Genomic DNA, 14,998 nt, shown 5'->3' on the forward strand with positions numbered 1-14,998 from the left:
TCTCATCATGTGGGAATCCACGGCGTCGGCGCCCTATGCGATCGCGGATTTGGCCGGACAACTGGTAAACCACTATCCCGCCAGATTGGCATACCAATCATAATGCGCTCACCGACGACGGAGGTCGCGCCGGTCGCGGCCGCCCGTCGCTCATCCCTCACCGCCCATCAGGAGCCGCTCCCGTGAAGATGTCTTTCCGCTGGTACGGCGAGTCCGATCCGGTCTCGCTGCAGTACATCCGTCAGATTCCCGGCGTCACGCATATCGTGTCCGCGATCTACGACGAACCGGTCGGCGAAGTGTGGCCCGCGCAGAAGATCGACGCGCTGAAGGCGACGATCGAGCGTGCCGGGCTGCGCTTCGAGGTCGTCGAGTCGGTGCCCGTCCACGAGGACATCAAGCTCGGCAAGCCGAGCCGCGACCGGCTGATCGACAACTACCGTCAGACGATCCGCCATCTCGGCGCGGCCGGCGTGCGCGTCGTCTGCTACAACTTCATGCCGGTGTTCGACTGGACGCGCACCGAGCTGTCGAAGACGCTCGACGACGGCTCGACGTGTCTCGCATTCAGCACCGAGGCGGTCGAGCGGATCGACCCGAGCGCCGGCATCGCGCTGCCGGGCTGGGACACGAGCTACGGGCCCGATGCGCTGCAGGCGCTGCTCGCCGAGTATCGCGACGTCGACGAAGCCGCGCTGTGGGCGAATCTCGAATACTTCCTGAAGGCCGTGATCCCGGTCGCCGAAGAAGCAGGCGTCAAGATGGCGATCCACCCGGACGATCCGCCACGTCCGATCTTCGGGCTGCCGCGCATCGTGAAGGACCGCGACGATCTCGCGCGGATCCTGCGCATCGTCGACACGCCCGCGAACGGCCTCACGCTCTGCTCGGGCTCGCTCGGCGCGGGCCCGCAGAACGACGTCGAGGCGCTGGTGCGCGAGTTCGGCGCGATGGGCCGCATCCACTTCGCGCACATCCGTAACGTGAAGGTCGACGCGGCCGGCAATTTCGAGGAGACGGCGCACCTGTCGAGCTGCGGATCGCTCGACATCGCCGCGATCGTGAAGGCGTATCACGACACGGGCTTCACCGGCTACGTGCGGCCCGATCACGGCCGGATGATCTGGGGCGAGACCGGCAAGCCCGGCTACGGCCTCTACGATCGCGCGCTCGGCGCGGTCTATCTGAACGGACTGTGGGAAGCGCTCGCGAAATTCGACCGCGCGCCGCAGCCGGCGTAACCGTCATCGCCTTCGAGGCGGCCGGCGCCGCGGATCGCCGGTCGCCCGCCACGACATTCCGCGCGGAGACACCTCATGCCACGCATCCGATGGGCCATGATCCTGATGTGCTTTCTGGCCAACGTCATCAACTTCATCGATCGCGCGAACCTCGCGATCGCGGCGCCCAGCATACGCGCGGATCTCGGCCTCGACGCGGTCGGCATGGGTCTCGTGCTCAGCGCCTTCTTCTGGACTTACGCGTTTCTGCAGCTGCCGGCCGGCTGGTTCATCGACAAGGTCGGCGTACGCGTGAGCCTCGCGCTCGCGGTCGGCTGGTGGTCGCTGTTTACGGTCGCGACCGGCGCGGCGCGCGGGCTTGCCCAGCTCGTCGGCGTGCGGCTGATGCTCGGCGTCGGCGAAGCGGCCGCGATCCCGTCGTTCGCGAAGGTCGCGTTCAACTGGTTCCCGCGCAGCGAACGCGGCCTCGCGAGCAGCATCTTCGACAGCGGCTCGCGCGTCGGCTCCGCGCTGTCGCTGCCGCTCGTCGCATGGCTGATCTCGATCGTCGGCTGGCGCGGCTCGTTCGCGGTCACCGGCGCGATCGGCATCGTGTGGACCGCTGCATGGTGGTTCGTCTATCGCGACCCGGAACGCTACCGCCACATCGCGCCCGATGCGGTCGACGCGCTGCTTGCGCAGCGCGGCGCACCGGCCGTCGCCGACACGGCCGACCTGCCGACCGTGTCGTGGCTCGACCTGTTCCGCTACCGCACCGTGTGGGGCATGATGATCGGCCTGTTCTGCCTGAACTTCGCGATCTACTTCTTCATCACGTGGTTCCCGAGCTATCTGCTGCAGTCGCGCGGCTTCTCGCTCGCGTCGCTCGGCACCTGGGGCATGCTGCCCGCGCTGCTCGCGATTCCGGGCGGCTGGCTCGGCGGCTACGTGTCGGACAGCCTGTTCCGTCGCGGCTGGAGCGCGACCGCCGCGCGCAAGACCTGTCTCGTGCTCGGGATGCTGCTGTCGTCGTCGATCGCGCTGTCCGCGTTCGTCGACAACGTGTGGGTATGCCTCGCGCTGTTCGCGCTTGCCTATGCGAGCCTGTCGTTCGCGGGTGCGAACGTGTGGACGCTCGTCGGCGAAGTCGCGCCGACGCCCGCGCACGTCGCGTCGCTCGGCGGCATCCAGAACTTCGCGGGCAATCTCGCGGGAATCTTCATCACGACGTTCACCGGCGTGATGCTGTCGCTGACCAAGGGCTCGTTCGTCGTGCCGCTCGCGGTGGCCGGCGCGCTCTGCGTGGTCGGTGCGCTGTCCTACCTGTTCATCGTCGGCAAGGTCGAGCCGCTGCCGGTCCCGCGCGATCGCGCAGCCGCGCGCAACGCGGAGCCGAACGCGGCTTAATGCGTGAGGCCGGCGGCGCGCGGCGGGGATGGGCCGCCCGCGCGTCGCCGCGTCGCTTTCCTTTTCCGCGCACGCATCGGACAATGGCTCGCGCTCGCCGGCGCGGCCTTTCCCTGGGCCCGCTCGGCGGCACCGCCGCCTGCCCAGCCCGATGAAACGCTACGAAACCCTCGCGCATACGATCGCCGACGAAATCCGCCACGGCAACCTCGCCGCCGGCACGCGGCTGCCCTCGCTGCGGCAGATCATCGCGCAGCACGGCGTCAGCCAGTCCACCGTGTTTCGCGCGTACTACCTGCTCGAACAGTGGGGCCTGATTCGCGCGCGCGAACGTTCGGGGTACTACGTCGCGCCGGGCGCCGTTGCGCCGGGCGCCGTCGCGCCGGGCGCCGCCGCGCCCGGGCCTGCGTCGTCGGAATCGCGCGCGTCCGGCGGCGCCGCATCCACGCGCAAGGTCGACATCAGCGATCTCGTGTTCTCGGTGCTCGACGCCGCGACGCAGCCCGGCATCGTGCCGCTCGGCTCCGCGTTTCCGTCGCCGCAGCTGTTTCCGCTGCCGCGCGTCGCGAAGTCGCTCGCGCAGGCCGCGCGGCGCATCAGCCCGTGGAGCACCGTCGTCGATCTGCCGCCCGGCAACGAAGCGCTGCGCCGGCAGATCGCGCTGCGCTATCTCGCGACCGGCATCGCACAACCGATCGACGAGCTGGTCGTCACGAACGGCGCGCTCGAAGCGCTGAATCTGTGCCTGATGGCCGTCACGCGGCCGGGCGACGTGGTGGCCGTCGAATCGCCCGGCTTCTATGCGGCACTGCAGGCGATCGAGCGGCTCGACCTGCGCGCGGTCGAGATTCCGGTCGATCCGCACACGGGCCTCGATCTCGATGCGCTCGCGAATGCGCTCGATCGCCACGACGTACGCGCATGCTGGTTCATGACAAATTTCCAGAATCCGACCGGCGTCACGTTGTCGATCGAGAAAAAGCGCGCGCTCGTCGAACTGCTCGCCGCGCGCGACGTGCCGCTCGTCGAGGACGACGTCTACGGCGAGCTGCATTTCGGTCCCGACTATCCGCTGCCGGCCCGCGCGTTCGACCGCCACGGCCTCGTGATGCATTGCAGTTCGTTCTCGAAGACGCTGGCGCCCGGCTACCGGATCGGCTGGGCGGCGGCCGGCCGGTTCGCCGAGAAGGTACAGCGGCTGAAGCTGATGACGACGCTGTCCGCCAGCATTCCCGTGCAGGCCGGCATCGCGAACTACCTCGAATACGGCGGCTACGATCGCCATCTGCGCAAGCTGCGCGGCGCGTTGCAGGCGCAGCTCGACCGCATGGAAGACGCGCTGCGGCGCTGGCTGCCGCCCGGGGTCGACTGGGTGCGCCCGGAAGGCGGCTATTTCCTGTGGCTCGCGTTCCCCGATGCGATCGACGCGATGGAGCTGCATCGGCAGGCGATCGCGCGCGGCCTCAGCGTCGCGCCGGGGCCGCTGTTCTCCGCCGCGCGCGATTTCGCGCGCTGCGTGCGCGTGAACTTCGGCCATCCATGGAGCGGCGACATCGAACGCGCGATCCGCGTGCTCGGCGAACTCGCCGCCGGGGCGGCCGTGCGCCGCGAGGGCTGAGCGGCCGCGTGTCCGCCGATTCGTTCAGATGAAAAAAACGGGCCGCCCTCAGGCAGCCCGTTCGATCTCGCCGGCGCCGGCCGGCGCTGTCCCGATGCGCGCGCCGGCGCGCCTTCAGCGCGCGGCGACCGGCCGCTCGAACGCGCGCAGGATCTTTTTCTCGAGCGCGATGTAGTCGCGACCGAAATGATGATCGCCGCCGGTGCGGATCACCTCGACGCCGGTATTCGCGAGTGCCGGGCACATCGTGTCCTGCTCTTGCGCGCCGTAGAAGCACTGGACGATCTGCGGCGGCACCTTCGCGATTTCCGGCGCGACCTTCAGCGCATGCTCGCTCGCCGGCATCCCGAGCCAGCCCGTGACGCGGATCTGGAAGTCGGCCGCCGGCGCGAAGCCGAGCAGCGACATCACCGACACCTTGTCGCGCAGATCGGCCGGCAGCCGGTTGTACGCGAACGGCATGACGTCCGCGCCGAACGAGTAGCCGACGAGCGCGACGCGGCTCGCATGCCAGCGCTTCATGTACGTGCGCATCACGCGCGCGAGATCGCGGCTCGTCTGCGCGGGCGGCTTCTCGCTCCAGAAGTAGCGCAGGCTGTCGATGCCGACCACCGACACGCCGTCGCGCTGCAGCGCTTCGGCGATCGTCTTGTCGAGATCGCGCCAGCCGCCGTCCCCCGAGATCACGATCGCGAGCCGGTCGCTGCCGCCGTTGGCCGGCAGTTCGACGAGCGGCAGGTCGGACACGTCCTGCTCGTCGGCACTGCCGTCGTCGTGCAGATGCGCCGCGACGAGCGACACGAGCTTCGCCGTATCGCCGGCCGGCACCATGTCGACGAAGCCCGGCATCGCGCGGCGCACGATCGTCGGATCGGGCGGGCACGGCTTGAAGCGCGGATCGAGCTTCGCGGCCGGCGCGACCGCGACGACGCCGGCGATCGTGTTCTCCGGCGCCATCGCGAGAATCTGCTTCGCGATCGCGCCGCCCTGCCCGACGCCCGCGACGATCGGCGTGTAGTAGCGCGACGACTGCGCGAGCCGTTCGAGCTGATGGCTGACCGCCTCGGCGTCGCCGTCGAGATGGTGGCAAGTCTCGGCCTTCGCGGCGAGCGTCTTCGCATAGCGCTCCGCATCGACGCCGACCGTCATCGCGCCGGCTTTCGCGAGCGCGTCGGCGGCCTGCTGATCGGCGGCCGTCCAGCCGGCCTCGCGCGAGAACAGCACGACGAAGCCGCGCAGCGGGCCGTTCGGCTTCGTCACCGTGACGGGCCCGTAGCGGCCGCCGGGCACCGTTTCGGTCTTCGTCGCGACCGGCTGCGCGGCGAGCGCGGCGCCGGCCAGCATCCATCCCGCGCAGGCGATTGCGGCCCGCGCGATTCCCTTCTTCGACATCATGAGCGCCGACCTCCAGCCAGCAATGACAGATCCGCGAGCGTGACGAACACGCCGACCGAACCGGACGCCGCGAGATAGCGCGGTTCCCAGTGCGGTTCGAACTTGCTCTTGAACGCACGCAAGCCGCGGAAGTTGTAGAAGCGTCCGCCGAAGCGCCACACCATCAGCCCGACCCGGTGCCACGGCGACGGCATCTTCGCCGCCCCCATCCCCGAGAACGGCGCGATGCCGAGGCTCAGCTTGCGGAAACCCGCTTCCTTCAGATGCAGCGCGAGCTGCGTAAACAGATACTCCATCGCGTACGGCGACGCCTCCGGCAGATGGCGCATCACGCCAACCGTCGCCTCGGTATTGAGGTCGGTCGTCATGAACGTGACGAACGCGATCGGCTTGTCGGCCTGGCGCACGAGCATCACCGATTGCGTCGCGAGATAGCCGTCGTGGAACGCGGCGACCGAAAAGCTCTTCTCGCGCGCGTCGCGCGTGTCGAGCCACACGTTCGATATCTCGCGCAGCACCGGCAGCGCGGCCGGCACGTCGGCCGGTGCGATGACCTGGACCGACAGCGCGTCCTTGTCGCCGCGACGCAGCGCATAGCGCAGATGCGAGCGATGCGAGCCCTTCAGATCGAACTCGTCGAGCGCGATATGCGCTTCCTCGCCGAGCTTCATCAGCGTGAGCCCGGCATCGAGATACAGCGGCAGCGCGTTCGCGCGCACCTGATAGAACGCCGCGCGCCCGCCGTGACGGTGCGCAAGTGCGATGAACTTGCCGATCAGCGCCGGCCACTCGTCGCGCGGGCCGACCGGATCGTAGAGCGCGGCCCACGTGCGGCCGTACTTCGCATACATCAGGAACGCGCGCCGCGAGTCCGAGAACAGGAACGACTTGTCGCCCATCAACGCGAGACCGGCATCACTGCACTCCTGCGCGCGGACGATTCGCTCAGCGTCGAGCAGATCCTGCGGCGTGGGCTTGGTGAAGCGGCCGGGCGCCGGACGCAGCAGCTGCCACAGCGCGAACATCGCGACGAACACGCCGGCCGCGAGCGTCGCGCGCAGCGCCCGCGGCGCGCGCGCATCGAACGAGAAATGCGACCAGAGCTCGCGCGTGTAAGGCACGTCGCGGAACGCGAAGCACAGCACCCACACCGCGAGGATCAGCACCATCGTCACGGACACGAACCAGCTCAGCGTGAAGCGCTCGGCGAGCAGCGACGAATGACGGTTGAAGCGGCGCCGGCTCACGAGCAGCAGGACCAGCAGCGTGCCGAGCACGCCCGCCTCGACGAATGCGAGTCCCTTCGCGAGCGACAGCGCGAGGCTTGCGAGCGTCAGCACGAAGGTCATCCACCACGCGCCGTCGAGCCGGCGCAGCAGCCCGCGCGCGACGAACAGCAGCGCGACGCCGAGCACGCTGCAGATCACCTGCGAGCCTTCGAGCACCCAGAGCGGGATGACGTTGCGCAGGATCGCGATGCGATGCCAGAACGCGGGCGTCGCGCTCGAGATCACCAGCATGCTGCCGACCGCGAACGTGACGAGGCTCAGGAACAGCGGCGCGAGCTGCGACACGCGCGCGGCCTGCCGCGACACGAGCCGGCGCCGCAGCGCGCGGCCCTCGAACGCGGCGAGCAGCCCCGCGGACAGCACGAGCGGCACGCCGAAGTAGATCGCGCGATAGGCGATCAGCGCGGCCAGCATCGCATGCGCGGGCACGGCGCTGCCGAGCGTGAACACCATCGCCGCTTCGAACACGCCGATCCCGCCCGGCGTATGACCGATCATCCCGAGCAGCAGCGCGGCCGCGTAGACGGTGATGAACGTCGGGAAGCCGACCGGCGCGGCCGGCAGCAGCACCCAGAGCGTGAGGCCCGCGGCGATCACGTCGAACACCGCGGATACGATCTGCGCGACGAAGTCGCGCCGCGCGGGCACGTCGAACGCGAGCCACTTGAAGCGCGTCACGACCGGCCGCGCGGCGGCGCCGCACATCATCGTCATCGCGGCCAGCACGACGAGCAGCACGATACCGATCGCCGTCATCGCACCGGGCGCGACGTGCAGCATCGCGCCGAGCGTGCCGGGCACGCACACCATGCCGATCGCCGTCATCCATATCAGCGCGAGCGCGAGCGTGGCGCTCGTGAACACCGTCATGCGGCCGATCTGCGCGGGCGTCACGCCCGACACGCCGTACACGCGCGCGCGCACCGCGCCGCCCGTCAGCGCGCCGAAGCCGGTCGCGTTGCCGAGCGCGGAGCCGGCGATCGCGCCGATCCACAGCGCCGCACGCGGCACCTTCGCCGCGACGTAGCGCAGGCCGACCGCGTCGCGCGCGACGAGCGCGACGTAGCTGAGCGCGGTCGCGGCGAGCGACGCGCCCCATTCGCCGGCGGACATGCGGCGCAGCTCGCGGATCACCGACCGGTAATCGACGGATTGCGACAGGTGCTGGAAAACCAGGATCAGCAGCACGCCGATGCCGAGCGCGAGCAGCGGCGACAGCACGCGCTCGTTGCGGATCAGCGCCGCGACACGGCCGATCGCCGACGCGGCACGGCCGGGCGAACCAGGGTGGCGGGAGGACATAGATTATTCGCGGTGATGCATAGCGGTCGCGGCGCGGATGCGAGGCGGCGACGAATCGGGTTGTTCTGCTTGGGCGGCCAACTGCGGAGCCACGCGAGCGGCGCCTGGATCAGAAACGGCGAGTATACGAAAACTACATTACAAAATCTTTCAGTCTGGGCGGGCGGCCGCGTCGTGAGCCACGCGGCGCGATCGTCCGGCCCGCACACGTCAAACATGCGCACGGAGCGCATGATAGCCGGAATCGGCCGCGTTGTTTCATCGGATGAATCGTATGCGCGTGATCGCGGAGCAATCGGCGCGGGAGCGGCGTGCTAGGCCGGCCTCGCCTGTTCCCGCAGCACGTCGATGAACGCGCGGAGCTTCGCGGGCACGTGCTTGCGGTTCGCGTAATAGAGCCACATCGGCGGCAGCGCGCGGCACGCGCCCGGCAGCACCTCGACGAGCGTGCCGTCGCGCAGGTCGCGCTCGACGCGCGCGCGGATGAACGCGAATGCGATCCCGACGCCCGCGCGCGCCGCATCGATCACCGCATCCGCGTCGTTGGTGATGAACGCGCCTTCCGGGTCGAGATCGACTGCGCGCCGGCCGTCGCGCAGCAGCCACTTGTGCAGCCGTCCGCTCTCGGGGAACCGGAACCGGATGCATGCATGCGCGTCGAGTGCGGCGACCGACGCCGGCGCGCCGCGACGCGCGAGGTAATCCGGCGACGCGACGAGCGCGCACGACAGCGCGGGCGCGATCCGTACACCGATCATCCCTGGCTGCAGCCGGTCCGCGAGACGAATGCCCGCATCGAAGCCGTCGTTCACGATGTCGACAAGCGCGTTTTCGTAACGGATCTCGAGCCGGACCTTCGGATAGCGCCGGTGAAACGTCGCGAGCATCGGCGCGATCACCTGCGTGCGCGCGAGCGGCAGCGCGGTCACGCGCAGCAGCCCGCTCGGCTCGTCGTGCGCGGCGTTCAGCTCGTCGCGCGCCTGCGCGATCTGCCGGTATGCGGCCTCGGTGCGCTGCAGATAGCGCTGCCCCGCTTCGGTCAGGCTCACGCCGCGCGTGCTGCGGTTGAACAGCTTCACGTTCAGCTCGCCCTCGAGCTGGCCGATCGCGAGGCTGACCGCGGCCGGCGTGAGCCCCAGCGCGGCCGCCGCGCGCGTGAAGTTGCCGGACGTCGCGACGCTCATGAATACGTGCAGCCCGGCCATCGGATCGCGTCTTCTCATCATTAAAAAAACTTGAAACGCTTGCGAGCGGAATGCCGATTTTCGCATATACGGGAACGCCCTACACTCGTGCCGTCGTCTTCGGAACCGGTTACCTCGGCGATCGGTTCGGCCACCTTCCACACAACGAGGTCACACATGGCACAGAAACGCATTCTCATTACCGGCGCGGGCAGCGGGTTCGGCCGCGAGGTCGCGCTGCGGCTCGCGCAGCAGGGTCACGACGTGACGGCCGGCGTGCGCGTCGCGTCCGAAATCGCGACGCTGACGGAAGCCGCGACGCAGCGCAGCACAGCGCTGCGCGCGATCAAGCTCGACGTGACATCCGCGTACGACCGCGCACGCGCGGCCGACGCGGAGATCGACGTGCTCGTGAACAACGCGGGTGTCGGTGAAGCGGGCGCGCTCGTCGACCTGCCGGTCGAGATCGTCCGCGAGCTGTTCGATGTAAACGTGTTCGGCCCGCTCGATCTCACCCAGCAGGTTGCGCGCGGGATGCTCGCGCGCAAGCACGGCAAGATCGTCTTCGTCTCGTCGATCGCGGGGCTGATCACCGGCCCGTTCACCGGCGCGTACTGCGCGTCGAAGCACGCGGTCGAATCGGTCGCCGAAGCGATGCACGCGGAACTCGCGCCGCACGGCGTGCGCGTCGCCGTCGTGAATCCCGGCCCGTACAGCACCGGCTTCAACGACCGGATGATGGAAACGCCCGCGCGGTGGCGCGATCCGGCCGTGCATTTCGTGACGCCGTCGCGGCTGTCGTTCCCGCTCGAACAGCACGATCCGGAAGAAATGATCGCCGCGATGATCCGCGTGATCGTCGGCGAAGGCGGCGCATTCCGTACGCTGCTGCCGAAATCGGCCGAAGCGTTCGTGCGCGAGGAGCAGGCGCACGCGTGGACGCGCATGCAGTAACGGCCGGCGCGGCCGCGCGACGAGCCGCTCAGTACACGTCGCGCACGTAGCGCCGCGCCTTCGCGAGCCGCGCGACGTAGTCGTTCGCGGCCTCCTCGGACATCCCGCCGTGCTCGGCGACGACCGCCTTCAGCGCCGCGTCGACGTCCTTCGCCATCCGCGCGGCGTCGCCGCACACGTAGAAGTGCGCGCCCTCCTCGAGCCAGGCGAACAGCTCGGCGCCGTGCTCGCGCATCCGGTCCTGCACGTAGATCTTGTCGGCCTGATCGCGCGAGAACGCGAGATCGAGCCGCGTCAGGAAGCCGCTGTCGCGCATCGCGGTCAGTTCGTCGCGATAGTAGAAGTCGGTCTGCGCATGCTGCTCGCCGAAGAACAGCCAGTTGCGTCCGCGTGCGCCGCACGCCTGCCGCTCGTGCAGAAAGCCGCGGAACGGCGCGATGCCGGTGCCGGGGCCGACCATCACGATCGGCACGTCGCCGTTCACCGGCGGCCGGAAGTGCGCGGACTTCTGCACGAACACCGGCACGCGGCCGTCTTCCGCGCGATCGGCGAGAAACGTCGAGGCGACGCCTTTGCGTGCGCGCCGCCCGTTGTGATAGCGGACGGCCGACACCGTCAGATGAATCTCGCCCGGATGCGCGCTCGGGCTCGACGCGATCGAGTAAAGCCGCGGCTGCAGCCGCTTCAGCATGCCGACCAGCTCCGCGCCCGACAGCTCGACCGGAAACTCGTGCAGCACGTCCGCGAGCTGCTGCCCCCACAGCCACTGCTTCAGCTCGGCCTTGCGGTCGTCGCGCAGCAGCGTCTTCAGTGCGCCGTTTGCGCTGCGCGACGCAATGAACGCGAGCGTGTCCGGATGCGGGCGCGTGATGTCGAAGTGGCGCGCGAGCGCGTCGCCGAGGCGCGTGTCGCCGACGCCCGGCACCGACACCGGCGTATCGGCCTTCAGCGCCGTGACGGCCAGCAACTCGTCGACCAGTTCGGGGCAGTTGGTCGGCCACACGCCGAGCGCGTCGCCGGTTTCGTATTCGAGGTTCGCGCCGTCCGTCGACAGCGACACGTAGCGCGTATCCTTCGCGGCGCCCGGACGGTTCAGCCGCAGGTTCGCGACGAGCTTCGACGGCGCCGGATGCGCCTTGGTCGGCAGCAGCCCCGCTGCGTTGTCGGCGCCGGCCGGCACCGCGTGCAGCGCGGCGTCGGTGTCCTTGATCCGAGCGACCACGCGTTCGAGCCACTGGTCGGCGTCGCGCTGAAACTCGACGTCGCAGTCGACGCGCGCGCAGAGCCGCGTCGCGCCGAGCTCCGCGAGCCGCGCATCGAGCCGGCGCCCGTGGCCGCAGAACTGGTCGTAGTTGCGGTCGCCGAACGCGAGCACCGCGAAATGCACGCCGTCGACGCGCGGCGCCGCGTCGCCGGCGAGCGCGTCCCAGAACTCGCGGCCGTTGTCGGGCGGGTCGCCGTCGCCGAACGTGCTCGTCATCAGCAGCACGTATTGCGCGCTCGCGAGCGACGCGACCGGATAGTCGGCCATGCACGCGGTGCGGATCTCGAAGCCGGCGTTCATCAGCTGCGTCGCGTAATCCTCGGTCAGCGACTCGATGTTGCCGGTCTGCGATGCCCACAGCAGCACGACCTTGGGCCGCGTGCGCACGATCCGCACGCCGCCCGGCGCGGGCGCGGAGGCGTCCGCCGGCCGGGCGCGCGGCGCGGCGTCGGCCGCATCGGACGGCGTCGCGCGGCTGAACAGCCCCGCCAGCATGCCGTCGAGCCAGTAGCGCACGGGCGGCGCGAGCGGCGCCAGCGCGGGCAGCACCGGCACGCCGCCTTCGCGGCGGCCCGCGCTCGCCTTCAGCCCGCTGACGAGGCCGGCCACGTACGACCGCTCCGCGTCGGTCAACGGCGGCGGCGCGAAATCGGCCACGCCGAGCGCGGCCGCGAATGCATCGATGTCTGCCATGTCGAATTCCTGGGTAGCGGCGGCCGGCACCGGCGGCGTCGCCGGCGCGCTGCCGACCTCGTCGGCGTCGGCCCGTTGCATCGCCTCGGGCTCGGCCGCGAACGCGCCGGTGTCGACGCGGCGCAGCGCGACCGCGCAGTATTTCAGTTCCGGCTGCTGCGATTCGGCGTCGATCGCGTCGTGCGTAACCGCGTTGATGCAGAGGTCGTCGCCGTACACGTCGTTCCAGTGCATCGGCGCGAAGCACTGGCCGCGCTGGACGCGCTCGGTCACGACGGCCGGCAGCACCGCGCGCCCGCGCGCCGAACGAATTTCGACACCGTCCTTCGCACGCACGCCGAGCGCACGCGCGTCGTCGGGGTGCAGCTCGACGAACGGCCGCGCATTGAGCTTGTTCAGCATCGCGACCTTGCCGGTCTTCGTCATCGTGTGCCACTGGTGCTGCAGCCGGCCGGTGTTCAGCACGATCGGGAACGTATCGTCGGGCAGTTCGGCCGGCGCGACGTGCGGCCGCGCGAAAAAGCGCGCCTTGCCGGACGGTGTCGGAAACGCGAGACGCGGCGCGCGCGCGGCATCGCCCTCGCCTTCGGCCGCGTGTGCGGTGCGCAGCGTCTGACTCACGCCGTCGTTCAGATAGCGCAGCGGATGGCGCTCGCGCGCCGTGCCGGGCGCGACGGGCCATTGCACGGGCCCTTCGCGCAGCACCGCGTGGCTCGCGCCGCGCAGGTCGTAGCCGGTCGCCGGATTCGAAAAGCGCACGATCTCGTCGAACACGTCGGCCGCCGACGCGTAGTCGAACGCGTCCTCGAAGCCCATCGCGCGCGCGACCTCGGCGACGATCCGCCAGTCGGGCAGCGCATCGCCGGGCGGCGCGACCGCCTGCCGCATCAGCGTCATGTTGCGTTCCGAGTTCACCATCACGCCGTCGCCCTCGGCCCACAGCGCACCGGGCAGCAGGATGTCCGCGTAGCGGTTCGTTTCGGTATCGAGAAACGCATCCTGCGCGATCACGAGCTCGGCGGCCTGCAGCGCGGCGATCACGTTCTGGCGATTCGGCACGGTCGCGACCGGGTTGGTGCCGATGATCCAGCACGCCTTCACGTCGCCGGCCTGCATCCGCGCGAACAGGTCGACGGTGCCGCCGCCCGCCTCCGCGCGCAGCGTGCCGTGCGGCACGCGCCATAGATCCTCGACGAACCGGCGGTCCGCTTCCGACAGCGTCGAACGCTGGCCCGGCAGCCCGGGCCCCATGTAGCCCATCTCGCGGCCGCCCATCGCGTTGGGCTGGCCCGTCAGCGAGAACGGGCCGCTGCCGGGCCGGCAGATGCGGCCTGTCGCGAGATGCAGATTGCAGATCGCGTTCGTGTTCCAGACGCCATGCGTGCTCTGGTTGAGCCCCATCGTCCAGCAGCTCGTCCACTCGGGCGCGTCGCCGATCCACTGCGCGGCCGTGCGGATGTCGGCTTCCGCGAGGCCCGTGATCGCGGCGACGCGCTCGGGCGTGTAGTCCGCGAGAAACGCGGGCATCGCGTCCCAGCCTTCGGTGAATTCGCCGATGAACGCGCGATCGATGCGGCCGTTCGCGTGCAGCAGATGGAGCAGCCCGTTCATCAGCGCGAGATCGGTGCCGGGCCGGATCTGCAGGAACAGATCGGCCTTGTCGGCGGTGCCCGTGCGGCGCGGATCGACGACGATCAGCTTCGCGCCGGCCTTCACGCGATCCATCATGCGCAGGAACAGGATCGGATGACAGTCGGCCATGTTCGCGCCGATCACGAAGAACAGGTTCGCGCGATCGAAGTCCTGGTACGAGCCCGGCGGGCCGTCCGCGCCGAGCGACTGCTTGTAGCCGGTGCTCGCGCTCGCCATGCAGAGCCGCGAATTCGACTCGATGTTGTTGGTGCGCACGAAGCCCTTCGCGAGCTTGTTCACGAGGTACTGCGCCTCGATCGACAGCTGCCCGGATACGTAGAACGACAGCGCGTCCGGGCCGTGCGTGTCGAGCACCGCGCGCAGGCGGCGCGCGGTCTCCGCGATCGCGTCGCGCACCGGCAGCGGCACGTGATCTTCGTCGCGCGCACGCCGCACGAATGCGCGGTCGAGCCGCCCGGAGCGGCGTAGCGGGACGTGCGCCGACGAGCCCTTCGTGCAAAGCCGCCCGAAGTTGGCCGGATGATCGGGGTCGCCCGAGACCTTGACGACCTCGCCGTCCTCGACGTGCAGCACCATCCCGCAGCCGACGCCGCAGTACGGGCATACGCTCTTCACGCTGGTGGCGGTCATGCGCGCTCCGCGATGGTCAGGCCGCGACCCACACGTAGCCGTCCTCGACGCGCGACGGATACGCGTTGACCGACTGCTCGGGCGCTTCGACGCACTCGCCGGTGCGCAGGTCGAAGTGGTGCTTGTACAGCGGCGAGGCGACCACCACGCGCTCGCCGAGGCTGCCGATCAGCCCGCGCGACATCACGGCCGCGCGCGAGACCGGATCGACGTTGTCGATCGCGTACACGCCGCCGTCGCCGTGCGCGACGTGGAAGACGGCGACCTGTTCGCCGTTGACGAGTGCGCAGACGCCGGTGTTCGGCACGATGTCGTCGAGTGCGCAGACGCGCGTCCAGGACAGCGGAAGACGATCGTTCATCGGACTCTCCTTGAAGATGACAGTGGCA

General features: G+C 69.8%; 9 protein-coding genes. 4 read left to right on the forward strand and 5 right to left on the reverse strand.

The window, feature by feature from the left end; all coding sequences use genetic code 11:
• The first annotated feature begins 182 nt into the window (after positions 1-182).
• The 3 genes from uxuA to NP80_RS08670 all read left to right on the forward strand — a co-directional run bounded on the left by uxuA (position 183) and on the right by NP80_RS08670 (position 4,245).
• Positions 183-1,241 carry a mannonate dehydratase gene (gene uxuA, locus NP80_RS08660; RefSeq protein ID WP_006412064.1) on the forward strand — a complete coding sequence of 353 codons (1,059 nt, stop codon included), beginning with the start codon at positions 183-185 and terminating at the stop codon, positions 1,239-1,241.
• A gap of 75 nt (positions 1,242-1,316) precedes the next feature.
• Complete coding sequence (locus NP80_RS08665; protein WP_006412063.1) at positions 1,317-2,627, forward strand: MFS transporter; 1,311 nt, start codon at positions 1,317-1,319, stop codon at positions 2,625-2,627.
• A gap of 151 nt (positions 2,628-2,778) precedes the next feature.
• Positions 2,779-4,245, forward strand: coding sequence for an aminotransferase-like domain-containing protein (locus NP80_RS08670; protein WP_045593359.1), 1,467 nt, complete (start codon positions 2,779-2,781; stop codon positions 4,243-4,245).
• Positions 4,246-4,359: 114 nt separating this feature from the next.
• Here NP80_RS08670 and NP80_RS08675 read toward each other — a convergent pair whose 3' ends face one another.
• From NP80_RS08675 to NP80_RS08685, 3 genes are all read right to left on the reverse strand, one after another.
• Positions 4,360-5,640 (reverse strand): virulence factor family protein, encoded by a 1,281-nt coding sequence (locus NP80_RS08675; protein ID WP_006403451.1) that lies wholly within the window; start codon positions 5,638-5,640, stop codon positions 4,360-4,362.
• A complete protein-coding gene (mprF, locus tag NP80_RS08680) occupies positions 5,637-8,231 on the reverse strand; it encodes a bifunctional lysylphosphatidylglycerol flippase/synthetase MprF (RefSeq protein WP_006403450.1) in 2,595 nt (864 codons plus the stop codon). The genes NP80_RS08675 and mprF overlap by 4 nt, the downstream gene beginning before the upstream one ends.
• Positions 8,232-8,545: 314 nt before the next feature.
• Positions 8,546-9,454 carry a LysR family transcriptional regulator gene (locus NP80_RS08685; protein WP_172488728.1) on the reverse strand — a complete coding sequence of 303 codons (909 nt, stop codon included), beginning with the start codon at positions 9,452-9,454 and terminating at the stop codon, positions 8,546-8,548.
• Between the two features lie 138 nt (positions 9,455-9,592).
• Between NP80_RS08685 and NP80_RS08690 the strand changes: the two genes are divergently transcribed.
• A complete protein-coding gene (locus NP80_RS08690) occupies positions 9,593-10,369 on the forward strand; it encodes an SDR family oxidoreductase (RefSeq protein WP_006403447.1) in 777 nt (258 codons plus the stop codon).
• 28 nt (positions 10,370-10,397) lie between these two features.
• On the opposite strand, the gene NP80_RS08695 is transcribed toward NP80_RS08690, so the two are convergent.
• On the reverse strand, positions 10,398-14,609 hold the full coding sequence (locus NP80_RS08695; protein ID WP_045593362.1) for a bifunctional nitrate reductase/sulfite reductase flavoprotein subunit alpha: 4,212 nt from the start codon (positions 14,607-14,609) through the stop codon (positions 10,398-10,400).
• Between the two features lie 16 nt (positions 14,610-14,625).
• Positions 14,626-14,970 (reverse strand): nitrite reductase small subunit NirD, encoded by a 345-nt coding sequence (gene nirD / locus NP80_RS08700; RefSeq protein ID WP_006403445.1) that lies wholly within the window; start codon positions 14,968-14,970, stop codon positions 14,626-14,628.
• Positions 14,971-14,998: the final 28 nt, after the last annotated feature.

Source organism: Burkholderia multivorans ATCC BAA-247 (assembly GCF_000959525.1).
Taxonomy (GTDB): domain Bacteria; phylum Pseudomonadota; class Gammaproteobacteria; order Burkholderiales; family Burkholderiaceae; genus Burkholderia; species Burkholderia multivorans.